This window comes from Methylobacterium sp. 174MFSha1.1 (assembly GCF_900116815.1).
Lineage (GTDB): Bacteria > Pseudomonadota > Alphaproteobacteria > Rhizobiales > Beijerinckiaceae > Methylobacterium.
In genome coordinates this window covers 26,022-50,784 of the sequence record NZ_FPCB01000043.1, presented here as the reverse complement: position 1 = coordinate 50,784, position 24,763 = coordinate 26,022, and the positions used below count along the sequence as shown (strand labels likewise).

20 protein-coding genes are annotated in these 24,763 nt (G+C 71.1%); 8 read left to right on the top strand and 12 right to left on the bottom strand.

Annotation, left to right across the window (positions count from 1 at the left end; translation table 11 throughout):
• The 4 genes from glmS to BM430_RS28605 all read right to left on the bottom strand — a co-directional run.
• Positions 1 to 1,056 (bottom strand): glutamine--fructose-6-phosphate transaminase (isomerizing) (gene glmS / locus BM430_RS28620; RefSeq protein ID WP_093570626.1); only part of this gene is annotated, 1,056 nt, incomplete at its 3' end.
• Positions 1,057 to 1,307: 251 nt separating this feature from the next.
• Positions 1,308 to 1,862 carry a fasciclin domain-containing protein gene (locus tag BM430_RS28615; protein ID WP_093570625.1) on the bottom strand — a complete coding sequence of 185 codons (555 nt, stop codon included), beginning with the start codon at positions 1,860 to 1,862 and terminating at the stop codon, positions 1,308 to 1,310.
• Between the two features lie 137 nt (positions 1,863 to 1,999).
• Positions 2,000 to 2,731 carry an anti-sigma factor gene (locus BM430_RS28610; protein ID WP_093570624.1) on the bottom strand — a complete coding sequence of 244 codons (732 nt, stop codon included), beginning with the start codon at positions 2,729 to 2,731 and terminating at the stop codon, positions 2,000 to 2,002.
• A complete protein-coding gene (locus tag BM430_RS28605; protein WP_093570623.1) occupies positions 2,728 to 3,324 on the bottom strand; it encodes a sigma-70 family RNA polymerase sigma factor in 597 nt (198 codons plus the stop codon). The genes BM430_RS28610 and BM430_RS28605 overlap by 4 nt, the downstream gene beginning before the upstream one ends.
• A 186-nt stretch (positions 3,325 to 3,510) precedes the next feature.
• Here BM430_RS28605 and BM430_RS28600 point away from each other — a divergent pair, with 186 nt between their 5' ends.
• Complete coding sequence (locus BM430_RS28600) at positions 3,511 to 4,266, top strand: DUF2270 domain-containing protein (protein WP_093570622.1); 756 nt, start codon at positions 3,511 to 3,513, stop codon at positions 4,264 to 4,266.
• Positions 4,267 to 4,502: 236 nt separating this feature from the next.
• Here BM430_RS28600 and glmU read toward each other — a convergent pair whose 3' ends face one another.
• Positions 4,503 to 5,864: a bifunctional UDP-N-acetylglucosamine diphosphorylase/glucosamine-1-phosphate N-acetyltransferase GlmU gene (glmU, locus tag BM430_RS28595; protein WP_093570621.1), complete on the bottom strand. Its 1,362-nt coding sequence runs from the start codon at positions 5,862 to 5,864 to the stop codon at positions 4,503 to 4,505.
• Positions 5,865 to 6,069: 205 nt separating this feature from the next.
• Between glmU and BM430_RS28590 the strand changes: the two genes are divergently transcribed.
• A complete protein-coding gene (locus BM430_RS28590; protein WP_093570620.1) occupies positions 6,070 to 7,653 on the top strand; it encodes an OpgD/OpgG family glucan biosynthesis protein in 1,584 nt (527 codons plus the stop codon).
• 11 nt (positions 7,654 to 7,664) lie between these two features.
• Complete coding sequence (gene mdoH, locus BM430_RS28585) at positions 7,665 to 9,815, top strand: glucans biosynthesis glucosyltransferase MdoH (protein ID WP_093570633.1); 2,151 nt, start codon at positions 7,665 to 7,667, stop codon at positions 9,813 to 9,815.
• Between the two features lie 240 nt (positions 9,816 to 10,055).
• Here mdoH and BM430_RS28580 read toward each other — a convergent pair whose 3' ends face one another.
• The 6 genes from BM430_RS28580 to BM430_RS28555 all read right to left on the bottom strand — a co-directional run bounded on the left by BM430_RS28580 (position 10,056) and on the right by BM430_RS28555 (position 15,997).
• Positions 10,056 to 10,760: a class I SAM-dependent methyltransferase gene (locus tag BM430_RS28580; RefSeq protein WP_093570619.1), complete on the bottom strand. Its 705-nt coding sequence runs from the start codon at positions 10,758 to 10,760 to the stop codon at positions 10,056 to 10,058.
• A gap of 667 nt (positions 10,761 to 11,427) precedes the next feature.
• Positions 11,428 to 12,660 carry a DUF2336 domain-containing protein gene (locus BM430_RS28575; protein WP_093570618.1) on the bottom strand — a complete coding sequence of 411 codons (1,233 nt, stop codon included), beginning with the start codon at positions 12,658 to 12,660 and terminating at the stop codon, positions 11,428 to 11,430.
• Positions 12,661 to 12,686: 26 nt separating this feature from the next.
• Positions 12,687 to 13,739 carry a transglycosylase SLT domain-containing protein gene (locus BM430_RS28570; RefSeq protein WP_093570632.1) on the bottom strand — a complete coding sequence of 351 codons (1,053 nt, stop codon included), beginning with the start codon at positions 13,737 to 13,739 and terminating at the stop codon, positions 12,687 to 12,689.
• A 162-nt stretch (positions 13,740 to 13,901) separates the two neighbouring features.
• Positions 13,902 to 14,189, bottom strand: a complete 288-nt coding sequence (locus BM430_RS28565; protein ID WP_093570617.1) for a ribbon-helix-helix domain-containing protein — start codon at positions 14,187 to 14,189, stop codon at positions 13,902 to 13,904.
• A 516-nt stretch (positions 14,190 to 14,705) separates the two neighbouring features.
• On the bottom strand, positions 14,706 to 15,332 hold the full coding sequence (locus tag BM430_RS28560; protein WP_093570616.1) for a flavin reductase family protein: 627 nt from the start codon (positions 15,330 to 15,332) through the stop codon (positions 14,706 to 14,708).
• A gap of 101 nt (positions 15,333 to 15,433) precedes the next feature.
• Positions 15,434 to 15,997: a nitroreductase family protein gene (locus BM430_RS28555; protein ID WP_093570615.1), complete on the bottom strand. Its 564-nt coding sequence runs from the start codon at positions 15,995 to 15,997 to the stop codon at positions 15,434 to 15,436.
• Between the two features lie 102 nt (positions 15,998 to 16,099).
• Here BM430_RS28555 and BM430_RS28550 point away from each other — a divergent pair, with 102 nt between their 5' ends.
• The 5 genes from BM430_RS28550 to BM430_RS28530 all read left to right on the top strand — a co-directional run bounded on the left by BM430_RS28550 (position 16,100) and on the right by BM430_RS28530 (position 22,440).
• Positions 16,100 to 18,604, top strand: a complete 2,505-nt coding sequence (locus tag BM430_RS28550) for a YfhO family protein (RefSeq protein WP_244539699.1) — start codon at positions 16,100 to 16,102, stop codon at positions 18,602 to 18,604.
• Positions 18,576 to 19,520: a hypothetical protein gene (locus BM430_RS28545; protein ID WP_177303199.1), complete on the top strand. Its 945-nt coding sequence runs from the start codon at positions 18,576 to 18,578 to the stop codon at positions 19,518 to 19,520. The genes BM430_RS28550 and BM430_RS28545 overlap by 29 nt, the downstream gene beginning before the upstream one ends.
• A 210-nt stretch (positions 19,521 to 19,730) precedes the next feature.
• Positions 19,731 to 20,276 carry a TadE/TadG family type IV pilus assembly protein gene (locus BM430_RS28540; RefSeq protein ID WP_093570614.1) on the top strand — a complete coding sequence of 182 codons (546 nt, stop codon included), beginning with the start codon at positions 19,731 to 19,733 and terminating at the stop codon, positions 20,274 to 20,276.
• A gap of 2 nt (positions 20,277 to 20,278) precedes the next feature.
• Positions 20,279 to 21,007, top strand: a complete 729-nt coding sequence (locus BM430_RS28535) for a TadE/TadG family type IV pilus assembly protein (RefSeq protein WP_244539698.1) — start codon at positions 20,279 to 20,281, stop codon at positions 21,005 to 21,007.
• Positions 20,998 to 22,440, top strand: a complete 1,443-nt coding sequence (locus tag BM430_RS28530) for a TadE/TadG family type IV pilus assembly protein (RefSeq protein ID WP_093570613.1) — start codon at positions 20,998 to 21,000, stop codon at positions 22,438 to 22,440. Before BM430_RS28535 ends, BM430_RS28530 begins: the two co-directional genes overlap by 10 nt.
• A gap of 191 nt (positions 22,441 to 22,631) precedes the next feature.
• On the opposite strand, the gene thrS is transcribed toward BM430_RS28530, so the two are convergent.
• Complete coding sequence (gene thrS, locus BM430_RS28525) at positions 22,632 to 24,644, bottom strand: threonine--tRNA ligase (RefSeq protein ID WP_093570612.1); 2,013 nt, start codon at positions 24,642 to 24,644, stop codon at positions 22,632 to 22,634.
• Between the last annotated feature and the right edge of the window lie 119 nt (positions 24,645 to 24,763).

Below are 24,763 nucleotides of genomic sequence, written 5' to 3'. Positions count from 1 at the left end.
GGCGGTCTCGCCCGATTGCGAGATGACGATCGTCAGCCCGTCCTTCTCCAGCGGCGGCTCGCGGTAGCGGGTCTCGGAGGCGACGTCGATCTCGACCGGAAGGCGCGCCAGCGTCTCGAACCAGTACTTGGCGACGAGGCCGGCATAGTAGGCGGTGCCGCAGGCGGTGATCGAGATCCGGCCGAGCTTGGCGAAGTCGAAGGGCAAGGCCTCCGGCAGGGCGACCCGGCCCGCCGCCAGGTCGACGTAGTGGGCGAAGGTGCGGCCCACCACCTCCGGCTGCTCGTAGATCTCCTTGGCCATGAAGTGGCGGTAATTGCCCTTGTCGACCAGGAAGGCCTGGGTGGCGATCCTCTGGCGCGGGCGGGCGACGACGTTGCCGGCGACGTCGCGGATCTCGGCACCGTCGCGGGTCAGGATGGTCCAGTCGCCTTCGTCGAGATAGGTGATCTCGTCGGTGAAGGGGGCGAGGGCGAGCGCGTCGGAGCCGAGATAGGTCTCGCCGTCGCCGAAGCCGACCGCGAGCGGCGCGCCGTGGCGGGCGCCGATCAAAAAGTCCTCCTCGCCGGCGAACAGGAAGGCGAGGGCGAAGGCGCCGCGCAGGCGCGGCAGGGCCGCCTCGACGGCGGAGAGGGGCTTAAGGCCCTGGCGCATCAGGTGGCTGACGAGTTGGGCCACCACCTCGGTGTCGGTCTCGGTCTCGAAGACGCAGCCCTCGGCGGCGAGTTCGGCCTTCAGTTCGCGAAAATTCTCGATGATGCCGTTATGCACCACCGCGAGGCGCTCGGTGGCGTGCGGGTGGGCGTTGGTCTCGTTCGGCCGGCCGTGGGTGGCCCAGCGGGTGTGGCCGATGCCGATCGCCCCGGCGAGCGGGTTCTGCAGCAGCTTGAGCTGGAGGTTCGACAGCTTGCCCTCGGCGCGGCGGCGCTCCAGCCGGCCGGCTTCCAGGGTGGCGATGCCGGCAGAATCGTAGCCGCGATATTCGAGCCGGCGCAGCGCGTCGACCACCTGTCCCGCCACGGCATTCCGGCCGACGATACCCACGATCCCGCACATGCTCACCGCCTCACGTCTCGCTCGCAGAGTGTCCCGCTGCGGGACGCCCCGGCCGTTATGCAGGGCATTGCGGCAGAATTCCTGCCGCACCGCACCTGCCACGCTCGCAGCGCTTCTACCGGACCGGCCGGCGATCCGGCGAGTCAACTTGCGTAACGGTTTGTGACGGCCAAGGTTCGCCGCGGGGTCGTGGCAGGGTTGACGGACCGTGTGCGGGTGGCCCGAAGGCCGACCCGCCCGGCCGGATGCCTTCAGGGCATCATCACGGTGTCGATGACGTGGATGACGCCGTTCGACTGCATCACGTTGCCGATCGTCACCCGCGCCGTGTTGCCCTTGTCGTCGGCCACGAACAGCCGCTTGCCCTTCTGCATCACCGTCAGGGTCCCGCCGGCGGCGGTCTTCAGTTCGGCCTGGCCGCCGCCCTGCTTGACCAGCCCCATCAGGTCCTTGGCCGTGTAGGTGCCGGGCACGACGTGGTAGGTCAGGATCTTGGTCAGCGTCGGCTTGTTCTGCGGCTGGACCAGGGACTCGACCGTGCCGGCCGGCAGCTTGGCGAAGGCGGCGTTGGTGGGGGCGAACACCGTGAACGGGCCGGGGCCGGCCAGGGTGTCGACGAGGCCGGCGGCCTTCACGGCGGCGACCAGGGTGGTGTGGTCCTTCGAGTTGACCGCGTTCTCGACGATCGACTTCGAGGCGTACATCGGCGCGCCGCCGACCATCGGGTTCTTGGCCTCAGCGGCCCCGGCGGCGGTCGCCAGGGCGAGCGCCAGGACCAGGGTGCGGGCGTGGGTCCGGATCGTCATGGGGTGTCGTCCCGTCTCTCGTGTCGGCCCCGCTCTCGTCGGGGTCGAGGGCCGGTACGGCGGGGCGGCGAGGAAAGTTTCAGGCCGGGCGCGATTTTTTCGCGCCTGTCTGCGTCGAGCGTGATATTTCTACCGTCCTATTCCCGTACCAGACGGCCGGAATAGACCACCGGCCCGGTCGGGGCGCCCGAGGGCGAACCGCCCGGGGGCTCGACCGAGACGGCGAGACTCGCCCCGTCGAGGACGGCCCGGTCGGCCGCCGGCAGGGGGAGCCGGCTGCCGGCCTCGGCCCGGACGAGGCCGAGCGAGCGCGGGGCGCCCGCCGCCGGAACCACCCAGAGTTCGAGGCTGCGGTCGCGGGGCGCCTCGGCGGCGAGCGACCGGACCTGGACCGTGCCGGCCCGCGGATCGACCCGCACCACCAGGGCCGGCAGCTCGCCGCCCCGGTTCACCACTGCGAGGTACTGCGACGCCTCGGGCGAGAGAACACCGGGGAGGAGAATCCCGGACGCGAGGCGCTCAACCGCGATGAACAGGGCGAGGCCGGCGGCGAGCGCCCCCGCGGCGAGCGCGGCGCGGCGCCAGCGCCGGAGCGCCGGGCGCAGGTCGACGACGGAGGGCCGCGGCGCCTCGCCCGGTAGGCGGGCGGCGATGCCCGCCCAGGCGCCGGGCGGCGGCGCGACCTCCGGCACGGCCCCGGCCAGGGGGGCGAGACGCGCCTCCCAGGCCCACTCGGCCGCCTGGAGCGCCGGAGAGCCGGCGCGCTCGCGCCGGTAGGCCTCGCGCTCGGCCATGCTCAGGGTGCCGAGCACGTATTCGGCGGCCCGCAGGTCGGTCTCGTCGGGGGCGCTCATATCGGGGGCGCTCATGCGGCCTCGTCCAGGCAGCCGCGCAGCGAGGCGAGCCCGCGATGCAGCCAGGTCTTCACGGTGTTGACCGGCCGGTCGTGGCGCACGGCCAGTTCCTCCCGCGACAGGCCCTCGCAATAGGCCTGCACCACGCAGTCGCGCTGCACCGGCTCGAGCCGTTCGAGGCAGGCGAGGAGCGCGTCGCGGCTCAGGAACTCCGCCTCGCTGTCCCGGGGATCGGCGACGCGGGCGAGCCAGTCGTCATCCTCGTCGTCGCCCGCCGGCATCGGAACCTCGCTTCTCCGCCGCACCCAGTCGATGGCGCGGTGGCGCGCGATCGCGGCGAGCCAGGCCATCGGCTGTCCCGCCTCCGGGGCGTAGCCCGCCGCCTTCTGCCAGACCCGCAGGTAGCAATCCTGCAGCACGTCCTCGGCGGCGCCCCGGTCCCGGACGATACGCAGGACGAGGCCGAAAAGTTTCGGGGCGGTGCGGTCGTAGAGCGTTCGGAGCGCGTCCTGCCGTCCCGCTGCCACCCGGGCGATCAGCTCGGCCAAAGCCGCGGCCTCGGGCGCGCCGGGCGGGTCTTCGTGGGGACGGTCCTCGACGCGCCGCATCGCTTGAAATCTCCGGGGACGCGCCGCCCCCTTCGACCTCGCCATAGATCAATCGCGCCCGAAGGACTACGGGGCGATGAGACCATGGTGCCGCCGCGAGGCGCCTTCCGGTCCCGCCGGATTCTGCGCCATGATGCCGGCTTCCGGGCCCACACGGTGAAGAGGCCCGGCCGGGGGAGGCCCGCCATGATCGCCGCACCGACGGAGGCCGTCGCGCTCCCGTTCCCGAAGACGCCCTCCGAGACCATCACGGTGCTGGCCCATTACCACCGGGCCGAGATCGCCCGGATGGCCGGCTGGCGCGACCGGATCGACCGCACCACGAACTGGGCGATCACCGTCATCGCCGCGATGCTCTCGGTCTCGCTCTCGACGCCGACGGCGCATCACGGCGTGCTGCTGTTCTGCATGCTGCTGGTGATGCTGCTGCTCAGCATCGAGGCGCGGCGCTACCGCTTCTTCGACGTCTACCGCACCCGGGTGCGCCAGCTCGAGCGGCACTACTACGCCGAGGTCTTCGCCCCCGGAACCGCGCCCAGGCCCGGCGCGCCCGACCCGAGGACGCCCGATCCCGGTTGGACCCGGCTGCTCGCCGACGACCTGCGCCACCCGATGTTCCACATCAGCCTGCGCGAGGCCTTCGGCCGGCGGCTGCGGCGCAATTACGGCTGGATGTTCGCGATCCTGCTGCTCGCCTGGGTGCTGAAGATCACCTCGGCCCGGCTCCAGGAAGTGGGAGGCCAGGCGGGAGGCCAGGCGGGAGGCCCGGCGAGCGTCGCCGAGACCACGCACGGGATCCCCGAGATCCTGGCCGGGGCGGGCCTCGGGCCGCTGCCGGGCTGGCTCGTGCTCGCGGGCGTGGCCGCGTTCTACGCCTGGCTCCTCGCGGCGGGCCTGCGCGCCGGCCGCCGCGACCCCGACGACGGATCGGTTCACGTGTGAGGCGTGTTGCGGCAGTTGGGAACGGATGAGTGGACGACGACGCTTCCACCTCGCAGGGTCATCCCGGGGCCGCGTAAGCGGAACCCGGGATCCAGAAACGCAGGTCGTTCAGAAAAAGGTGGGCCGCTGTTCGCTTCTTCCGGAACGAACCGAGGTTCTGGATTCCGGGCTCTGCTCACTCGGCCCCGGAATGACCCGGAGGATCAAAGGTTCGTCTACGACAACGAACTGATCTTTCAGTTCTTCGTCGGCTTCGCCCAGCCGGCCTTGATCACCTGCCGGCCGCGGCCGATCGCGAGCGTGCCGGGCGGCACGTCGTCGGTGATGACCGAGCCGGAGCCCACGAAGGCGCCGGCCCCGACCGTGACCGGCGCGACGAGCGCCGAGTTCGAGCCGACGAAGGCGCCGGCGCCGATCACCGTGCGGTGCTTGTTCACGCCGTCGTAGTTGCAGGTGATGGTGCCGGCCCCGAGATTGGCGCCCTCCCCTACCTCGGCGTCGCCCACGTAGGAGAGGTGGTTGACCTTGGCGCCGGCCTTGATCGCGGCGTTCTTCACCTCGACGAAGTTGCCGATCCGGGTGCCCTCCTCCAGCACCGCGCCGGGGCGCAGGCGGGCATAGGGGCCGACCTGCACGCCGGCGGCGAGGCGAGCCCGCTCCAGGTGCGAGAAGGCGTGGATGGTACAACGATCGCCGACGACGACGCCGGGGCCGAACACCACGTGGGGCTCCACCACCACGTCGCGGCCGAGCGCGGTGTCGTGGCTGAAGAAGACCGTCTCGGGGGCGATCAGGGTGGCGCCGGCGAGCATCGCGCGCCGGCGCAACGTGCCCTGTACCGCGGCCTCGGCGGCCGCCAGCTGCACCCGGTCGTTGACGCCCTGCGCCTCGGCTTCCGCCACCGGCACCACCGCGACGGTGAGGCCGTCCGCGACCGCGAGCGCGACGGCGTCGGGCAGGTAGTACTCGCCCGCCGCGTTGGCGTTGCCGATCCGCTCGAGGATCCCGAGGGCGTGGGCGCCCGAGAGCGCCATCAGCCCGGCATTGCACAGGGTGACGCGGCGCTCGGCCTCGCTCGCGTCCTTCTCCTCGCGGATCGCCGTCACCCGGCCGCCCTCGACCAGCACCCGGCCGTAGCCGGTGGGATCCGGGCTCTCGAAGGCCAGCACCGCGACCGCGGCGCCCTGGCCGAGCGGCGCACGCAGGCGGGCATAGGTTTCCGGCGCGATCAGCGGCGTGTCGCCGAAGGCCACCACCACGTCGTCGGCGCCCTCGGCGAGCGCGCGGCGGGCCGCCAGCACCGCGTGGGCGGTGCCGAGGCGCTCGGCTTGCGAGAAGGTCTCGGCGCCGGGAAAATCCGCCACCACCCGGGCGACGTCGTCGCGGCCGGGCTCGACCACCACGGCGAGGCGCCCCGCGCCGGCTTCCGCCACCGAGGCGAGCACGTGGGCGAGCATCGGCCGGCCGGCGATGGGGTGGAGCACCTTGGGCAGGTCGGAGCGCATCCGCGTGCCCTTGCCGGCGGCGAGCACGACGGCGAGGAGGGAGCGGGTCCCTGCGGGCTCGGACGTCCCGGTGGGCTTCTGCGTGGCGGTCATCGGCGGCCTGTCATCGTCTCGGGACGGGTGGTCCCTGCATGGCGCAACCGTCTAGCCGATCGCCCCGGATCGGCAAGCGCGCGGCGTCTCGACCCGCATCGCTGACGTTGCGGCGTGTGAGACGCGATTCTTAACCCCCGGTTCATTCCGGATCGTGGTAAACGGCCGGCGCCCCTCCGAATCCGGCACGGTTCCTCTCCCCACGATGATGCAGCCTCCCCCCGCTCAGCCCCCTCGCACAGCCCTCGACCGACGCGCCGTGCTGGCGCTCGCCGGCGGCCTCGCCGCGACCGGCGCGGCGGGCGCGCAGCCGGCGGAGCCGGCACCGCTGTCGGACGGGCAGCGTTTCGATCCCGGCCAGGTGGTCGAGCTCGCCCGCGCGCTGGCGAAGAAGCCCTTTGCTGCCCCGGCGAACGACCTGCCCGACCCGTTCAAGAGCCTCACCTACGAGCAGTATATCGGCGTCAGGGCGCAACCCTCCGCCCTGCTCTGGGCCGGCGAGGGCCGCGGCTTCGTGGTCGAGCCGCTGCACCGCGGCTTCGTCTTCACCACGCCGGTGGCCCTGCACGCGGTCGAGGACGGGGTGGTGCGGCGCCTGTCCTACGACCGCAACCGCTTCACCTTCGGCAAGCTGGCTCCCCCGGAGGAGGGGCGCGACCTCGGCTTCTCGGGCTTCCGGCTCTATGCCAGCTTCAACGGCGCCGCCCCGTCCGACTGCGCGATCTTCCAGGGCGCCTCGTTCTTCCGCGCGCTCGCCGCCGGCCAGAGCTACGGCGTCACCGCCCGCGCCCTGACCCTGAAGCCGGCCGAGGCGAAGGGTGAGGAATTCCCGCTGTTCCGCGCCTTCTGGCTCGAGCGGCCCGGCGCCGGCACCGGGCAGATCGTGATCCACGCGCTGGTCGATTCCGAATCGGCCACCGCGGCGCTCCGCATGACCCTGCGGCCGGGCGAGGCCACCATCGTCGACGTCGAGGCGACGGTCTGCCCACGCACGACCCTGGAGCATGTCGGCATCGCCGGCATGACCGGCGCCTACCTCTTCGGGCCGACCGACCACCGCGGCGCCGACGACGCCCGCCCCGCCGCCCACGAGGTCGACGGGCTCCAGATCCGCAACGGCTGGGGCGAGGCGATCTGGCGCCCGGTGCAGAACCCGGAGACCTTGCAGATCTCCGCCTTCATGGACCAGGACCCGAAGGGCTTCGGGCTGATCCAGCGCGCCCGCGCCTATGCCGACTACCAGGACGACGTGCAGCGCTGGGAGAAGCGCCCGAGCCTGTGGGTCGAGCCGCTCGGCAGCTGGGGGCCGGGCGTGCCGCAGCACGGCTGGGGCGCCGGCGCGGTGCAGCTGATCGAGATCCCGAGCGAATCCGAGGTCAACGAGAACATCCTGACCTACTGGCGGCCCAAGGACCCGGTCGCCAAGGAGATCGCCTTCAGCTACCGCCAGTTCTGGTGCTGGAGCGTGCCGGGCGCGCCCCCGCTCGCCGCCTGCTCCGGCACGAGGGTCGGCAAGGGCGCGGGCGGAAAGCGCCGGCTCTTCCTCGTCGACTTCACCGGCGAGGCGCCGTTCGCCGACGGCATCGACCCGAACGCGCTGCAGATCGCGCTCCACACCGCGCCCGGCAGCATCGCCCGCCAGCGGGTCTACCCGTACCCCGAGCGCAAGACCGTGCGGGCGGTATTCGAGCTCGATCCGGGCAACGACACGTCCTGCGAGCTGCGCCTCGTCGTCAAGGCCGGCGACAAACCCGTCAGTGAGACATGGCTGTATCGGTGGACCCCGTGACCCTCGTCCAAATGACTCTCGCTCAAGACCCGGACAGCCTCCGCCGCGATGCCCGTCCCCTCGCGGTCGCGCCCGCGGTGCCGGAGGAATCGCCCCTCGCCATGCCGGTGCAGGATCTGAACGCCTGGTCGGAGGCGCAGGAGCACACGGTCCCCGGCCGCCGGGCGCCCTGGGGGGCCCGCGCCTTCGTGTTCGGCGGCGGCCTCGCGCTGACGGTCTACGGCGCCGTGCAGATGTACGAGGTCGTGTCTGTCGCCGGCTCGACCACCTGGCTGCAATGGCTGCTGCTCGCGCTGTTCACCCTCAACTTCTCGTGGATCGCGCTCGCCTTCACCTCGGGGCTGCTGGGCTTCCTGGCACTCTTGCGCCGGCGCCGGCCGGAGGTGAATCCCACGCCGCTCACCACCCGCACCGCCGTGGTGATGCCGGTCTACAACGAGGCCACCGCCCGCACCTTCGCGGCGGTCGAGGCGATCCGCGACTCGATCGAGGCGACGGGCGAGGGCGCGGCCTTCGATTACTGGATCCTGTCCGACTCGACCCAGGCCGATGCCTGGATCGCCGAGGAGCGGGCCTATCTCTCCTTGCGCGAGCGCCTCGGCGAGGGCGCGCGCCTGTATTACCGCCACCGGCAGAAGAACCATCACCGCAAGGCCGGCAACATCGCCGACTTCGTCACCCGCTGGGGCGGCCATTACGACCACATGCTGGTCCTCGACGCCGACAGCCTGATGAGCGGCGAGTGCGTGGTGACGCTCGCCCGCGCCATGGAGGCGGACCCGGATTCCGGCATCATCCAGTCGCTGCCCTTGATCATCAACCGCAACACCCTGTTCGCCCGGGTGCAGCAATTCGCGGCCCGGATCTACGGCCCGGTCATCGCCACCGGCCTCGCCCTGTGGTCCGGCCGCGACGGCAATTACTGGGGCCACAACGCGATCATCCGCACCAAGGCCTTCGCCGACCATTGCGGCCTGCCGGACCTCTCCGGAAAACCGCCCTTCGGCGGCCACGTGCTCAGCCACGACTTCGTCGAGGCGGCCCTGATCCGGCGCGCCGGCTGGAGCGTCTACATGCTCCCCGAACTCCAGGGCTCCTACGAGGAGAGCCCGCCCTCGCTGATCGACGTCGCGATCCGCGACCGGCGCTGGGCGCAGGGCAACCTCCAGCACAGCCGCATCATCGGCACGGCGGGGCTCAAGCTCGCCTCGCGCCAGCACTTCGCCACCGGCATCGCCGGCTACCTCGCCTCGCCGCTCTGGGCGGCGCAGCTCGTGGTCGGTATCGCGCTGGCCCTCCAGACCGCCTACATCCGCCCCGAATACTTTTCGACCGAGTTCCGCCTCTACCCGGTCTGGCCGCGCTTCGACCCCGTGCGCGCGCTCCAGCTCTTCGGGATCACGATGGCGATCCTGCTCGCCCCGAAGCTGTTCGGGCTGATCCTCGGCCTTCTCGACCGGACGGTGCGGCGCGCGAGCGGCGGGGCCTTGCGCCTCGTGCTCTCGGCCCTGATCGAGACCCTGCTCTCGGCGCTGATCGCCCCGATCGCGATGCTGGTGCAATCGGGCTCGGTGATCCAGATCCTGCTCCGGCGCGATGCCGGCTGGAACCCGCAGCGGCGCGACGACGGCTCGATCCCGCTCTCGGACATCGTGCGCCGGCACCGCTGGCACACCATCCTGGGGCTGGTGGCCGGCATCTCGGCCTTCGCCATCGCGACCTCGCTGTTCCTGTGGATGTCGCCCACCATCCTCGGCCTCGTCCTGGCGATCCCGATCTCCTGGGCGAGCGGGCAATTGGCGCTGGGCCTCGCCCTCAAGCGCGCCGGCCTCTTGATGACGCCCGAGGAGCGGGAGCCCCCGGCGATCGCGGTCGCCGCCAGGGCGATCGAGGCGCGCAACGCGGCTCTGGGCTTCGACGACGCCGACGGAGTGCGCGCACTCCACGCCGATCCCGACCTCCAGGCCGGCCACCTCGCCTTCCTGCCTCCGGCCGAGCCCCGCCCCCGCGGCGCGCCCCAACCCGACCACGTCATGGCCCAGGCCAAGGTGGTCGAGGCCGAGACCATCGACGAGGCGGCGGGCTGGCTCAACGCCAAGGAGAAGATGGTGCTGCTGCACGACCGGGCGCTGCTCGACCGGCTGGCGCGGCTCGGGGGGTGATCGACCCGCCCATTGACGGCCCTGCGCGACAGTCTTGACGTTCTCCGACGTCATTCCGGGGCCGCGAAAGCGGAACCCGGAATCCATAACCGCTGACAGTTCAGGAAAAATGCGGAACGCGTCAAACCGGGTTCTGCGCCGTCAGCGGTTATGGATCCCGGGTTCTCGGCTGCGCCGAGCCCCGGGATGACCCTGCGGGTTGGAAGCCGGCATGAACATCCTGCTTCCCGGCGGGTGCCGTCAGCCTGCCGGCTTCGCCCACTCCATCACCACGAACCACGGCACCCGCCGGTAGCGCGCGACCTTCGCCGGATCGCCGCCCTGCGGCGCCGGCTCGTCGAAGTGGCGCAGCGCCAGCCCCTGCTCGAGCAGAAGATTCATATAGAGCGAGAGCGGCCGGTGCCAGTTGTTCACCCGGATGCCGTGCCACGCCGCCCACTCGGCCCGCTCCTCCAGGTAATCGTCGATCCGGAAGCGGCGGACGCCGTCGGGATCTTCGGTCCAGCCGCCGGCGGTGCAAAAGCTCGTCAGGTTGGCGATCAGGAGTGTGCCGCCCGGCGCCAGAACGCGGGCCATCTCGGGAATCGCCGCGCGGATATCCGGGATGTCGATCAGCGTGAGGTAGCTGACGACGAGGTCGAAGGCGCCGTCCGCGAAGGGCAGCGCCTCGGCGCGGCCCGGGAGATAGACTCCCGCCGGATCGCGGGCCCGAGCCTGCCGCAGCAGGGCGTCGGTGGGATCGATGCCGACCGTCTCGACCCCGTGATCCTGCACCATGCGGCAGAAGCGGCCCTCGCCGCAGCCGACATCGAGGGCGCGGCGGAAGCCGCGGCCGCGGATCCGCGCCAGCATCGGCGCATCGAGCACGCAGGCGCGGCCGAAATCGCCCCCCTCGCCCATGTCGGCGATCCAGGCGGCGGCGGATTCGTCCCAGCCATGGCTCATCGGTGACGCTCGGTTCGGGAAGGGGCGCGTCTCTTACGCTCTCCGCGCCGCCGCCTCGCCAAGTTAACCGTTAGGCCGCGGCGCGGCGGAAGACCGCGCGATGATGTCACGATGTTCCAGGCCTCCCAATCGAGTGCGCCCCGCTGGGTGCGCGGCCCTTCGCTTCGCCATACCGAGACCACGAAAGAACACCCGGGCCTTAATCCCGCTGGTTTAAGGATAAAATTCTCTGCAACAAATACTTGTCGCTGCACCGCACGACGTCGTAAGCAAGATGCGCAACCCGAATCGGGAGGAATCGATGAGCGTTTCCGCGCATTTCGTTCGACCGATCTACACCCAATCCGTGATGGTCTCGCTTGCCGGCTACCTTGCCGCGGCGGTGATGTGCGCCGACCGGCGGGCGGCCGGGCGCTGACGGCGTCCGGAGGCTGCCCGATCGGTCGCGCCGGTCGATCGAGCCCCCTCCTCCGATGATTCCCTCCGGGTCATCCCGGGGCTCGACGCAGTCGAGAACCCGGGATCCATAACCGCTGACGGTGCAAGATCGGGCGGGAAGGCTCCCGCCTCTTCCTGAAGCCTCGGCGGTTATGGATCCCGGGTTCCGCTTTCGCGGCCCCGGGATGACAGTGAGTGTTCCAAGCCGGCCGGCCCCCTCGACCGGCCCTCACGCCGCGAGGCGCGGCCGGTCGCGGCGGTAGCTGGCGATCAGGCCGGCGGGAATCGTCTCCCGCGCGGGTCCGGTCGCCGTGTCGGTGGCGGCCTCGCTCGCGAGGGCGCGGGCGAGCACCCGGGCCTCGTCACGGGCCGCCTCGGCGTCGAAGCGGTTGAGCAGCGCGACGATGGCGTGGGCATCGGCGAAGGGCAGGCGCTCGCAGGCGGTCACCGCCCGCTCGATCATCCGCCGCGACAGGCCGGAGCCGGTGCTCTCGGAGAAGCCGCTCGCCTCCTCGTGCCAGGCGGACATCGCCGCCGCGAAGGCGGGTTCGAGGGCGGGCGGCAGGCCGGCCCGGCGGTAGAGCGCCGCCATGCCGCTGCCGCGCGGATCGTGCAGCAGCCCCGCCACCCGCTCGGCCGACAGGCCCGAGAGTTCGGTCAGCGCCGCCTCGGTGAAGGCCATCCGGCCCGACAGCATCGCCCGCAGGATCAGCCCGGGGGTGAGCTGGGCGGCGGCGCGCAGATGCGCGACGAGGCGGCGCAGGTCAGCCCGGTCCGAGCCTTCGGCGAGCCCGAGCGTCGCGCGCTCGCGCGCCTCCCGGGTCACCCGCTCGCTGCGCTCGCGCGAGAGCCAGCCGCAGCCGCTCACGAAGGCCGACAGGGCGCTGGCGAGGCGGGCGGTCACCGCCTGGCGCACGTCGAGGGGCAGGTCGGCCCGGGCGAGCAGGGCCTCGCGGAGGGCGGCGTCCTCGCCGTGGCGCTCGACCATCCGCAGGAGGCTGCCGCGGGTGATCTCGGCGCCCGGATTGGCGGCGAGCGCCGCGAGCGCCCGCGCGCCGGCGATCTCCGCGAGCGCCCCACACAGCATGGCCGAGAGGTGGGGCCGCCCGGCGATGGCGACCCGGCCCGATTCGTCGCCGACGGCGGCGCAATCGACGAGGTCGGCATCCGACAGGACGGGCGAGCGGGCGAGCACCAGACCGGCGATCTCCGCCTGGTCCTGGGCGAGCGCCACCACCAGGGTCCGGGGTGCCTCCGCGGCGTTGGCGCAGGCCTCGGCGAGCGCCCGCCGCACCAGCGGCGAGGGATCGTCGAGGAGCGCCGTGATGGCGGTCTTCGCCTCCCAGCGCGCCGCCGGGTCGAGCTTGGCGTAGAGGTAGGCCCGGGCGAGCGCCGAGGCCGCCTCGGCGCGGCGGCCGGCGGATTCGTGCTGCGTCCAGAGCAGGAACTGGCGGATGATCATCGGCGCGGCTCCGTGACGGGTTGTCTTCAGGACTGGATCGAGGAGGGCGTGACAGCGGCTCGGGTGCGCCCGCCGAATTCCCGCGGCCGGGCCGGCGGCAGGGGCACGCCGGTCGCCGCGGGGTCTTGAACCGGATCCTGGATCGTGTCCCGGAGGGTATCCGGGATCCCGGCCGGCGCGCCCGGCGACGGCGCGGGCATCGCGGCGGCGACCACCGGCCCGTCGCTCGAGCGCGGGAAGTAGCTCGGCGCCGCCACGCCGCTGCCCCGGCTGCCCCACAGCTTGGCGACGCTGTCGGAGACGGGTCCCCGGCGGGCATCGGTCTGGAACAGCGAGCGCAGGCCGCTGCCCGCCTCGGGCGCGTAGGCGGTCGGCGCGGTGGCCTGCGCGGTGAGCGTCGCGGTCGCCGACGGGACGCCCGGGCTGGTGCCGAGCACGGCGTAGAGCTCGGAGGCGCTGCGGGCCCGGCCGGTGCGGTCGTAGAACAGGCCGCGATTGCCGGCGGCGGCCTCCGGCAGGTCGGCGGCGGCGGAGCGTCCCGGCGCGCCCTCGGCGGCCCGGATCAGGGTCAGCGCCCCGCGCACGCCGAGGAGGTGGGCGGCGTAGAGGTCGGCCCGGTTCGGCTCGCGGCCGAGGGCGTCCGAGAGGGCGTCGGCGTTGCGGCGGGTCAGTGCGCCGGCCATCGCTGAGGCGACCTCCGGGTCGCGCCGCAGATCGAGGATCGCCTGCCGGGCGGCCGGATCGCTCACCGTGTAGCCGCCCGACGAGCGGGCGCTGATCGCCTCGGCGTAGGAGCCGAGGCCGAGCGAGGGGCCATCCTGCTTCATCACCCCGAGCCAGGTCTGCTCGATGAACTGGAACAGGCCGGTGGCCGAGGACGTGCCGGCCTTGGCGCTCGGGTTGAGGCTCGATTCGCGCTGCGCCGTCGAGAGCAGGTAGTCGAAGGCGGCGCCGGTCTTCTCGGCGCCCTGGCGGATCGCGTCGATCACCGGGTTGCCCGAGGCGGCGGCGCGGCCGGTGCCCTGGGCGGCGCCCTGGCTGGCAGTCCCTTGCGACGGCGTGTTGCTGAACAGGAACATGGCGGCCCGGTGGAGCGGCACCGCAAGGCGCGGGCCGGCTCTCTCTCGGGCTTCAGGATGCTGGGGTTATGGTAAAGGAAGATTGAAGCGGGGGCGGGCGGGTGTGTCCCGCGCGGCATTCTCCGTACCGCCCACCGCGGCTCACGCCCTCGCCGGGCGAGCTCAGGAGAACCGGCTCTCCCGTTCGGCCTCGGCGAAGAGTTCTTCCAGGTGGGCGTCGACCTGTTCGAGCGTCAGGTCGGGGCGGGGGTCGTCCAGCGAGCGGCGGATGCGGGCGCGGATGGCGTTCAGGCGCTCGGCATGCTCCTCGCGCTGGCGCTGCCAGAGACGCACCGCATCGCGCAGCGTGTCGCTGACGGAGGCGTACTCGCCGGCCGCGACGCTCTCGTGCACGGCGCGGAGCTGCTGGGACGTCAGGGTGACAGTGATCGTCTCGTCGGGAGCTTGCATCGGTGGGCTCTTCGCTGTCGCCACGCGAGACGATAGCACGGGAGCCGACCGGAACGCCGCACCTCGTTGCGACACAGTGAGAACCGGTCGTTGGGGCACCAGAGTCATCGAGCGAGCTCGCCGCCTTGTCTTCCCATCTGCGGTGTTGGGATATTCGCGCAAAACCCCGCGTAAGGTTTGGCGCGGGATCCCCTCTCCCGTATGGGCAGGGCTGTCCGGGGAAAGAAATGGCGCAGCCTTTTCCCTCCCCCCTCTGCGGGGGAGGGTGGCCTGCGGAGCAGGCCGGGAGAGGGGACGCCGCTTCCGGAGAAGTCGCGCGCTTCATGACGCGCGCCACCTGAAGCAGCGTCGCGCTGCCCCTCTCCCGCCCGGCTCCGCCGGGCACCCTCCCCCGCAGAGGGGGGAGGGGGAAAAGCCCGCGCGATTTTGTTTCCCCCAGACAACCCTGCCGTATGGGAGAGGGGAGCGCACCTTGTCATTTCTCCAAACGGTATTGCTCGCGCGAAGCCCCCGCCCTCACCGCTTCGGCGCGTCCCCCCCGCCCGCCGGCCGGCGCATCTCGAAGCGGTTCTCGGATTCGACCGTGAAGTAGTCGAAGTAGCCGCCGCGCATGATCGGCCGCATCGCCCCGGTATCGACCCGGCCCTCCGGCGTCACGAAGCGGTCGTCGATGTACATCGACACCACCTGGCCGATCACCATGAAGTAGGCCGCCTCCCCGCCCTCGGCCGGGACGAGCGGGATGGTCTGGAGCCATTTGCATTCGAGGGCGGCGGGGGCGTCCGCCACCCGCGGCGGGCGCACCTTGCGCGAGGGCGCGGTGGCGAGGTTCGCGAAGTCGAACTCGCTCTCGCCGCGCGGCAGCGGCGCCGAGGATTGGTTCATCCCCTCGCGCAGGTCGAAGGTCGCGAGGCTGCAGACGAACTCGCCGCCCTCCTCCGCGAAGGTCAGCGCGTCCTTGCGGCCGTAGGAGGAGAACATCACCATCTCGGGACTGTCCCCGACCCCGTTGAAGAACGAGTAGGGCGAGAGGTTCAGCTGTCCTGAAGCACTGAGCGCGCTGACCCAGCCGATCGGGCGTGGCGCCACCAGGGCCTTGAACGGGTTGTGCTTCAGGGGGCGGGTCTCGGCGTCGTAATGCATCGGCGGTCCCGGGGCGTCTCTGGAGAACGGGCGGCCCGCCGACGCGGACCGTCCGCCGCCCAGTAGAGCATCCGCCGGCCGCGGCGCCAGCCCGCCGCCGCTCAGTACCGCGTCACGATCTCAGGCAACGCCGGCCGCGGCCGGTCGGGCGGGACCTGCTCGGCCCGGCCGACATGGACGAAGCCCGCCAGCCGCTCGGCCGGGTCGAGGCCCAGCGCGTCGAGCACCCGGCGGTCATAGGCCATCCACTCGGTGAGCCAGGCGGTGCGGAAGCCGAGACCGTTGGCCGCCACGATGAGGTTCATGCAGACGGCGCCGGCCGAGAGCACCTGCTCCCAGTCGGGGATCTTCACGTGCGGGCCGGCCCGCGACACCACGGCGATCACGAGCGGCGCCTGGGCCAGGCGCCCGGCCTCGAGGGCGAGCCGCTTGTCGTCGGCCTCCGGGTGGTCGGCCCGGTAGGCCTCGGCCACCACGCGGCCGATGCGGGTCTGGCCCTCGCCCTCGATCACGATGAAGCGCCAGGGCGCGAGCTTGCCGTGGTCCGGCACGCGGGACGCGACGGCGAGGATGGCGTCCAGCTCCTCGGGGGACGGGCCGGGGCCGGCGAGCTGGGCCGGCGCGACCGAGCGGCGGGTACGGAGAAGGTCGAGGATTGCGTTCATCTCGGCTTCAGTGGCTTGAGCTATAGCGGACGGACGGAGACGACAGGCTGCCATCCTGGCGCCCCGATGCTCCCTTTAAGCACCATTCCGCCCCGGACGGCCATGTCCGGGCGCGACGTGAAGCCGGGCGCCGGGCGAACCGGGGCCGAGGACGCCGACCGCACCATGACGCGCTCCCCCGCATCCCCTACCCGCAACGGTCTCGCCCATCCCTGGAGTGCCCGGGATTTCTGGCTGGCGCTCGCCGCCGTGCTGCTGTTCTGGGCCGCCGCGGCGGCGGTGTGGCCGCTTCACGGCGCGGTGGTGCCGTGGGACTCCAAGAACCACTTCTATCCGATGCTGCGCTACCTCGGCGCGGCGCTCGCGAACGGCGAATTGCCGCTGTGGAACCCCTACCACTTCGCCGGGCACCCCTCGGTCGCGGATCCGCAATCGCTCCTCTTCACCCCGACGATGCTGCTCTTCGCGTGGCTCGACCCCTCGCCGTCGATGGAGCTGTTCGACGCGGTGGTGTTCGCCCACCTGATTCCCGGAGCGGTCGCGACGCTGCTTCTCTTCCGCCGCCGCGGCTGGCACGCCGCCGGCGCGGTCGCGGCCGCGATGGTGTTCGTGCTCGGCGGCTCGGCCTCGGCCCGGCTGCAGCACACCGGCATGATCATCTCCTACGGCTTCGTGCCGCTGGCCTGGTGGCTCCTGGAGGAGGCCCTCGCCCGCCGCTCCTACGCCTTCGGGCTCGCCTTCGCGGTGGTGGCCGCCGTGATGACGGTGGGGCGCGACCAGGTGGCCTTCCTGTGCGGCCTGAGCCTGATCGGCGTCGCGGTCCACGCGGTGCTCACGGCGCCGGCGCCGTTCGCCTACCTGCGGGCGCGGATCGGCGTGCTCGCCGTGATGGCGGTGGTCGGCGGGGCGCTGCTCGCCGTGCCCTCGCTCCTCACCATGCAGTTCCTGATGACCTCGACCCGGCCGTCATTCGGCTACGGCGCGGCCATCATGGGCTCGCTGCCGCCCTCGAGCTTCGCCACCGCGCTCTTCGCCGACGTGTTCGGCTCCCTGCGCTGGACCTACGATTACTGGGGTCCGGACTGGAAATCGATGGACGGCAACACCTGGACCGACCGGGCGGTGAACTACCTCTTCGCCGGGACCCTGCCGGCCCTGCTGATCCTGTGGCACGGCCTCGCCGGCGGGCGGCTGGCCGCGCGGGAGATCCGCTATCCGGTCGTCGTGCTCGGCGCCGCCACGCTCTACGCGCTCGGGCGCTACACCCCGCTCTTCGCGCCCATCTTCGACCATTTCCCCGGCGTCGACCTCTACCGCCGACCCGCCGACGCCACCTTCGTCATCAATATCGGGCTCTCGCTCACCGCCGGCTACCTCGTCCACCGCTACGTCACGGAGGGGGCGCCCCGGCTCCGGTCGGGCGCCGTCGGCCTCGCCCGCGCAGTCCGCCTCGCCCTGCCGGCTCTCGCGCTCGCGGCCGTCAGTGGCATCCTCTTCGTGTCCTACACCTACGCGGCCAAGGCCCACCACCTGCCGGACGCGCTGCGCGACGGCCTGATCGGCGCCGGCATCGCGCTCGCCGCGGTGGTGGCGATGCTGTGGGCGACCCCCGGCCGGCGGGCGCTGGTCGCCTCCTGCCTCGTCGCGCTGCTCGGGGCGGAGCTCGTCTGGCGCAACGCCGGCAATTCCCTCAACGCCGAGCCGGCGGGCCGCTACGCGGTGTTCCAGAAGCTGCCGCCCGAGCAGCTCCAGGGCCTGACGCTGCTCAAGGCCGAGCTCGACGCCCGCCACGCCAAGGGCGAACATCCGCGGGTCGAGATCCTGGGCCTCGGCGGCGCCTGGCAGAACGCCTCGATGGTGCTCGGGCTCGAGGACACGATCGGCTACAACCCCCTGCGGCTCGCCGATTACGAGCGCGCCGTCGGCCCCGGCGAGAACGCCGCCGACCCGAACCTGCGCCAGTTTCCCGGCCTGTTCCGCGGCTACCGCTCGCGGCTCGCGAGCCTGCTCGGCCTCGAATACCTCGTCCTCGACCGGCCGGCCGAGCGGCTGCCGCGGCACTTCCCGCAGCTGACCGGCGCGAAGCTCCTCTACGGCTCGGGCGAGATGTGGATCTACCGCCTCGACCCGGCCAAGCCCCGGGCCTACCTGGCGACCCGCCTCGTCCCGGTCGATTCCGAGAGCGTGCTCAACCAGGATGAATTGCCCGAGTTCGAGGGCAACGAGACGGCGCTGGTCGACCAGGACAGCGTGCCGAAGATCAAGGGCGGGTTCGGCCTCAAGGACCCGGCCGCGCCGGTGACCGCCGCGACGGGCACGGCGACCATTCTCGCCTATCGCCGCAATGTCGTCACCGTGGAGGTCGAGACCGACCGCGACAGCGTGCTGGTGCTGCACGACATCTTCTATCCCGGCTGGCAGGCGCGGGTGGACGGTGAGCGCCGCCCGATCCTGCGCACCAACCTGCTCTTCCGCGGGGTCGAGGTGCCGGCCGGCAAGCACGTGGTCGAGTTCCGGTTCCGGCCGCTCTCGGTCGACAACCTGGTGGCGGCGGCGAGCGAATTGCTGGCGAGGGACGATGACGCGGGCGAGACGGCGGTTCGGTAAAGGCCTGGCGCTCGCGCTCGCGTCGAGTGCTTGCCTCGCGGCGAGTCCTGCTCTCGCCCAGGCTCCCCTCGCTCAAGCGCCGGCTCCGCTTCCGGGCGGGGTACAGGGTGTCGCGCCGCAGGGCGTGACGCAGGGGCCGTCCCCGGCGCCGGCCCCCGCCGAGGCCAGCCTGTCCCTGCGGGCGGTCTTGACCAGCGAGGCCAAGCCCCTGCGCGGCGGCCTGACCTGGCGGATCTACGAGGACCGTCCGGAGGGCGGCAAGCCCGTGGTGCTGGCCCGCTCCGAGGAGGCGCAACCGACCTTCCGGCTACCGCCGGGCAGCTACCTCGCCAACGTGACCTACGGCTTCGTCAGCACCTCGAAGCGCGTGACCCTGAATTCGGGGGCTTTGAGCGACCAGCTCACCGTCAATGCCGGGGCCCTGCGCCTCTCCGGCGCAGTCGGCGAGGCGAAGATTCCGGGCGGCCAGCTCGCCTTCGCGGTCTTCGTGCCGATCGGCAACAACCCGGAGGGGCGGCTCGTGCGCGACGGCGTCAAGACCGGCGAGGTGGTGCGCCTGCCCGAGGGCACCTACCACGTCGTCTCGACCTGGGGCGATTCCAACGCGATCCAGCGCGCCGACCTGAAGGTGGAGAACGGGCGCCTCACCGACGCGACCCTCAACCACCGCGCCGCCACCGTGACCCTGAAGCTCGTCGCATCCCCCGGCACCGAGGCCTTCGCCGGCACCGCCTTCAGCGTGCTGACGCCGGGCGGCGACACGATCCGCGAGGCGATCGGCGCCTTCCCGCAGGTGACCCTGGCGGACGGCGAGTACCAGCTGATCGCCCGCCACGACGGCAAGGTCTACACCCAGGACTTCAAGGTCGAGAGCGGCGTCGACCGCGACATCGAGGCGATCGCCAAGGACCCCTGAATGCGAGGATCCCTGAGTGCGAGGATCGCTGGGCGTCGGCATCCCATGCGGGATGACCGGGTGCCGATCCCCGGACGGAAGCGGCTTTCGGCGGGCGGGCTAACCCGCGATTAAGCGAGCGGCCGCGCGTCGCCCGGTGTAACGGTGAAGCCCCGCAGTCTCGTGTCACGGCTTATCCGGATCTTAACCCGCTGACGCAACGTTGGCCGCATGCGATGCGTGCGTGCTTTCATCTGCGACGAGAAGGGATCGACGGCCGTCGAGTTCGGCCTGGTCGGCCTGCTGTTCATCGCCTTCCTCGTGGGCACGATGACCGTGGCCCAGATCCTGTATTTCGGCCAGAAGCTCGACTACGCGACCGAGCAGGCGTCGCGGCAGGTCCTCATCGGCACGACCCAGAAGACCCCGACCGCGAGCCTGGCGAGTTTCACGCAGGCGCTCTGCGGCTTCCTGCCCGGGGCCATGTCGTGCAGCGACGTCATCGTCAACCTGTATAGAGTGCCGCCCGGGAATCCGGGCTACTACGCCTACGCCAAGTCCGACATGAGCGGCCTGGCGCTGCCGGCCCTGACGCCGGGCAGCGGCCAGTTCACCCTCGGCACACGGGGCGAGTACCAGTACCTGCAGGTCATCTACCCGATCACCCTCCTGCCGCCCTTCGTGACCGGCTGGCTCGACGCCACCACGACCTACAAGGGCAAGGCGGCCTACCTGCTGATCTCGACGGCCGCCTTCCGCGTCGAGCAGTACCAATAGCCATGATGCGGCCTGCGCTCCTCACCCGGATCCGGCGCTTCCGCCCGGCCGATGACGGGCTCGCCGCCACCGAGCTCGCGCTGGTCCTGCCGATGCTCCTCGCGCTGCTGCTCGGGGGCATCCAGCTCGTCGCCTACGTCAACGCGTCGCGCAAGGTCGATCTGGTGGTGCGGTCGATCAGCCAGATGATCTCGCAGGCCCCGCCCCCCACCGACAACAGCACGGTCAACGGCCTGGTCAACCAGGGGGATCTGCACTTCAGCTACGACGCGTCGCTGGTGCTGTTCCCGTTCCTGATGAGCGAGGGCAGACGCCAGGGCAGGCAGTGGTGGCAGGTCATCACGATCAACTACGCCAGCATCCAGTTCAAGCCGACCGCCGCGACCTGCGCGGACCCGACCGATCAGAGCGCCTGCTACAGCGCCAACGTGGTGTGGACCAGCACCGGCACGACGCAGCCGGCGAGCGGACCGCTCTACCGGCGCTGCGGCGCGGCGCTGATCCCGGCCGACAACAATGCGGCCGCGACCCCGACGACCCTGCCGCGCTCCCTCTACGGTCCCGCCTCGGTGGTGGTGATCGACGCGGTGTTCACCTTCACGCCGACCTTCGGGGCGCGGTACCTGCCCTCGTTCGACATCAAGCGTTCGGCCTACATCCAGCCGCGCTACGCCCCGCTGATCGACTACGACACCACCGGCAACGACGGAATCGCCACGAAATGTCCCTGACTCGCGCATCCCGGCTGGTCGCGGCGCTGGCATCGCTGATGCGGGACCGCGACGGCGGTATCGGCATCATCTTCGGGCTCAGCCTGATCCCGATCGTCGGCCTCGTCGGGCTCGGAGTCGATTACGGCATGGCGATCACCAACCGCGCGCGGCTCGACCGGGCGGCGGATGCGTCGGCGCTCGCCGCCGTGGTGACGGCCAAGGCCTACGTCGCCGCCAACTCGTCGCAGAGCGGCGTCCTCGACAAGGCGAGAGCCGCGGGGGTGGCACAGGCCGTCAACACCTTCAAGGTCAATACCGGCAGCGTGCCGCTGTCGAGCGTGACGCTGGCGACGCCGGCCGTCGACATCTCGGGCCAGACGGTCACCGCCGCCGTGACCTACACGGCGATCGTCCAGAACAGCTTCGCGAAGTTGTTCAGGGTCCCGACCACCACGGTCACCAACACGTCCAAGGCGTCCGCCGACCTGCCGAGCTACCTCGATTTCTACCTGATGGTCGATGTGTCGGGCTCGATGGGCCTGCCGACGACGGCGAGCGGCATGACGCAGCTCGCCAAAGATAATAAAGATAATTACGACGACTACCAGCAAGGCTGCCAGTTCGCCTGCCATTACAACGGCTTCAACGGATGGAACCTGGCGGCGGGCAAGATCCAGCTTCGCTCGGACGCGGTGAACAATGCCGTCTGCGCGCTGCTGAAGCGGGCCGCGGCCCCCGTGGTACCAAATCAGTACCGGATCGGCATCTATCCGTTCGTCAATCAGCTGGCGACTCTCGCGAGCCTCAGCAGCGATGTGAATACCCTGAATACGGCGGCTCAGTGCGGGATGACTTGGCCGCTCGCCCTCACCAATCTCCTCGATACGGGGACGACGCAGCTCAATTCGCCCGGCGACCCGACCACCGGCACCGGCGCGGGCGGCACCCATTTCGAGGTCGCCTTGCCGCAGATGAAAGGCATCGTCGGCCTGAACGGCTTCGGCGACGGATCGACCAGCACGAGCCGCAAGCCGTTCGTGTTCCTCGTCACCGACGGGATGCAGAACGGGCAGCACTACTACGTCATGTCGAACGGAAAATACGCCTACCCGGGCAATCCCTCGAAGTTCCCGGGCTATGCCGATGCTTGGTGGGACGGGTCGCAGCCGTCCCAAATCGACGCGAAGAACTGTGATGCCCTGAAGGCCGCCGGCGCGACGATCTCGGTTCTCTATATCCCGTACAACCAGATCGTCTTCACCAACAACAGCGGATACATCGCCTGGGAGAACAACCGGGTCAACGGGTTCAGCCCATCGCTTGCGACGCCCCTCCAGGACTGCGCCTCCGGGCCGAGCTACTTCCGCACCGCCAACTCGCCGGCCGACATCACCGCCGCCCTGAACGCGATGTTCGATCAGGCGCTGAAGCTCGCTCGCCTCACCCAGTAGGACGGACCGGGCGCGCGGCGCGGAGCCTTCCGCGCGGCTTGCCAGTCCGAGCCGGAACGATCCGATTCGGGAATGACGATCCCGGAAGCGCCGATCTCTCGGGCATGACGACACGGAACAACAGGACTTGCCCGAGTTCCGTGGGCAGGGCTCGGGTGCGGGCGTCGAACGGCGTTCGACGCCCGCATACGCTACGGCACCGGCGTTTCCCCGTGCTGCCCGTCGAGCGTCACGCCCTCACTCGGCATGCTGGCGGCCATCGCCTCCGCCCGGCGCAGATCCGGAAAAGTCGCCTCGGCCACCAGTTCGGCCAGGGCCTGGTCGAGCGGCAGGGTACGGCTCTGGGGGCTGCCGAGGCGGCGGATCGAGACGGTGCGCTCCTCGCCCTCCTTGCGGCCGACGACCAGCATCACCGGCACCTTGGCGTGGGAATGCTCGCGGACCTTGTAGTTGATCTTCTCGTTGCGAAGGTCGGCCTCGGCCCGCAGGCCAGCCGCGTCCGCCGCCTTGAGAACCTCGCGGGCATACGGATCGGCCTCGCCGGTGATCGTCGCGACGACCACCTGCAACGGCGCCAGCCAGAGCGGGAAGTGGCCGGCGAAATGCTCGATCAGGATGCCGGTGAAGCGCTCCATCGAGCCGCAGATCGCCCGGTGGACCATCACCGGGGTCTTCTTCTGCCCGTCGGCATCGACGAAGAAGGCGCCGAACCGCTCCGGCAGGTTGAAGTCGACCTGCGTGGTGCCGCATTGCCAGTCGCGGCCGATGGCGTCGCGCAGCACGTACTCGAATTTGGGCCCGTAGAAGGCGCCCTCGCCCGGGTTGATCGCCGTCTTGATCCGACCGCCGGACTGCTCCTCGATCTGCGCGAGCACCCGGGTCATCACCTCCTCGGCGTGGTCCCACAGCGCGTCCGAGCCGACGCGCTTCTCCGGCCGCGTCGAGAGCTTCACCACGATCTCGTCGAAGCCGAAATCGGCGTAGGTCGAGAGGATCAGGTCGTTGATCTTCAGGCACTCGGCGGCGAGCTGGTCCTCGGTGCAGAAGACGTGGGCGTCGTCCTGCGTGAAGGCGCGCACCCGCATCAGCCCGTGCAGCGCCCCCGACGGCTCGTAGCGCGAGACCGAGCCGAACTCGGCGAGCCGCAGCGGCAGGTCGCGGTAGGACTTCAGCCCGTGCTTGAAGATCTGCACGTGCCCGGGACAGTTCATCGGCTTGATTGCGAAGACGCGCTCGTCCTCGGTCTTCGTGACGAACATGTTCTCCCGGTACCAGTCCCAGTGGCCGGAAGTCTCCCACAGGGCCTTGTCGAGGATCTGCGGCGCGTTCACCTCGGCGTAGTCGCCCTTCAGGCGCCGGCGCATGTAGGCGATGAGGGACTGGAACAGCGTCCAGCCCTTCGGGTGCCAGAACACCACGCCCGGCCCCTCCTCCTGGAAGTGGAAGAGGTCCATCTCGCGGCCTAAGCGGCGGTGGTCGCGGCGCTCGGCCTCGGCGAGGCGGTTGAGGTAGGCGTCGAGATCGGCTTGGGTTCCCCAGGCCGTGCCGTAGATCCGGCTCAGCATCGGCTTCGTCGAATCGCCGCGCCAATAGGCGCCGGCCACCTTCATCAGCTTGAAGGCGCTGCCGACCTTGCCCGTCGAGGTCATGTGCGGGCCGCGGCAGAGGTCGAACCACGCGCCCTGACGGTAGATCCGCAGGTCCTCGCCCGGCGGGATCGCGTCGACGAGTTCGACCTTGAACGCCTCGCCCTTCTCCTCGAACAGCTTACGCACGTCGTCGCGGGCCCAGACCTCCTTGGTGAAGGGGGCGTCGCGGGCGATGATCTCGCGCATCCGCGCCTCGATCGCCGGGAAATCGTCCGGCGAGAACGGGGTCTCGCGGTGGAAGTCGTAGTAGAAGCCGTTCTCGATCACCGGACCGATCGTGACCTGCGTCTCCGGCCACAGCGACTGCACGGCTTCCGCGAGCACGTGGGCGCAATCGTGCCGGATCAGCTCCAGGGCCCGCGGGTCGGTGCGGTCGAGGAACTCGATGCGGACGTCCTCGGCGATCGTGTCGTCGAGATCGCGGACGGTCCCGTCGAGCGCCATCGCCACGGTGCGCTTGGCCAGCGACTTGGCGATGCCCTCGACCACAGTACGGCCGGTCACCGCGCCGTCGTAGGACCGCGTGGCGCCATCGGGAAATGTCAGGATCGGCATGGGACTTCTAAAAGCTCCTCGGGGCTCACTCCTGCGCACGGTGCAGGTAAGCCGGGTGGTGGACGGCGTCCGGCGGGCCCAAGGCCGCGGGGCTGATGGCCGCGCACCGGACCGGCGCC

What these genes read in the sequence shown, in the direction of transcription:
- BM430_RS28615 (WP_093570625.1), bottom strand. Translation starts at nt 1,862, where the DNA reads ATGACGATCCGGACCCACGCCCGCACCCTGGTCCTGGCGCTCGCCCTG.
- BM430_RS28610 (WP_093570624.1), bottom strand. Translation starts at nt 2,731, where the DNA reads ATGAGCGCCCCCGATATGAGCGCCCCCGACGAGACCGACCTGCGGGCC.
- BM430_RS28605 (WP_093570623.1), bottom strand. Translation starts at nt 3,324, where the DNA reads ATGCGGCGCGTCGAGGACCGTCCCCACGAAGACCCGCCCGGCGCGCCC.
- BM430_RS28600 (WP_093570622.1), top strand. Translation starts at nt 3,511, where the DNA reads ATGATCGCCGCACCGACGGAGGCCGTCGCGCTCCCGTTCCCGAAGACG.
- glmU (WP_093570621.1), bottom strand. Translation starts at nt 5,864, where the DNA reads ATGACCGCCACGCAGAAGCCCACCGGGACGTCCGAGCCCGCAGGGACC.
- BM430_RS28590 (WP_093570620.1), top strand. Translation starts at nt 6,070, where the DNA reads ATGATGCAGCCTCCCCCCGCTCAGCCCCCTCGCACAGCCCTCGACCGA.
- mdoH (WP_093570633.1), top strand. Translation starts at nt 7,665, where the DNA reads ATGACTCTCGCTCAAGACCCGGACAGCCTCCGCCGCGATGCCCGTCCC.
- BM430_RS28580 (WP_093570619.1), bottom strand. Translation starts at nt 10,760, where the DNA reads ATGAGCCATGGCTGGGACGAATCCGCCGCCGCCTGGATCGCCGACATG.
- BM430_RS28575 (WP_093570618.1), bottom strand. Translation starts at nt 12,660, where the DNA reads ATGATCATCCGCCAGTTCCTGCTCTGGACGCAGCACGAATCCGCCGGC.
- BM430_RS28570 (WP_093570632.1), bottom strand. Translation starts at nt 13,739, where the DNA reads ATGTTCCTGTTCAGCAACACGCCGTCGCAAGGGACTGCCAGCCAGGGC.
- BM430_RS28565 (WP_093570617.1), bottom strand. Translation starts at nt 14,189, where the DNA reads ATGCAAGCTCCCGACGAGACGATCACTGTCACCCTGACGTCCCAGCAG.
- BM430_RS28560 (WP_093570616.1), bottom strand. Translation starts at nt 15,332, where the DNA reads ATGCATTACGACGCCGAGACCCGCCCCCTGAAGCACAACCCGTTCAAG.
- BM430_RS28555 (WP_093570615.1), bottom strand. Translation starts at nt 15,997, where the DNA reads ATGAACGCAATCCTCGACCTTCTCCGTACCCGCCGCTCGGTCGCGCCG.
- BM430_RS28550 (WP_244539699.1), top strand. Translation starts at nt 16,100, where the DNA reads ATGTCCGGGCGCGACGTGAAGCCGGGCGCCGGGCGAACCGGGGCCGAG.
- BM430_RS28545 (WP_177303199.1), top strand. Translation starts at nt 18,576, where the DNA reads ATGACGCGGGCGAGACGGCGGTTCGGTAAAGGCCTGGCGCTCGCGCTC.
- BM430_RS28540 (WP_093570614.1), top strand. Translation starts at nt 19,731, where the DNA reads ATGCGATGCGTGCGTGCTTTCATCTGCGACGAGAAGGGATCGACGGCC.
- BM430_RS28535 (WP_244539698.1), top strand. Translation starts at nt 20,279, where the DNA reads ATGATGCGGCCTGCGCTCCTCACCCGGATCCGGCGCTTCCGCCCGGCC.
- BM430_RS28530 (WP_093570613.1), top strand. Translation starts at nt 20,998, where the DNA reads ATGTCCCTGACTCGCGCATCCCGGCTGGTCGCGGCGCTGGCATCGCTG.
- thrS (WP_093570612.1), bottom strand. Translation starts at nt 24,644, where the DNA reads ATGCCGATCCTGACATTTCCCGATGGCGCCACGCGGTCCTACGACGGC.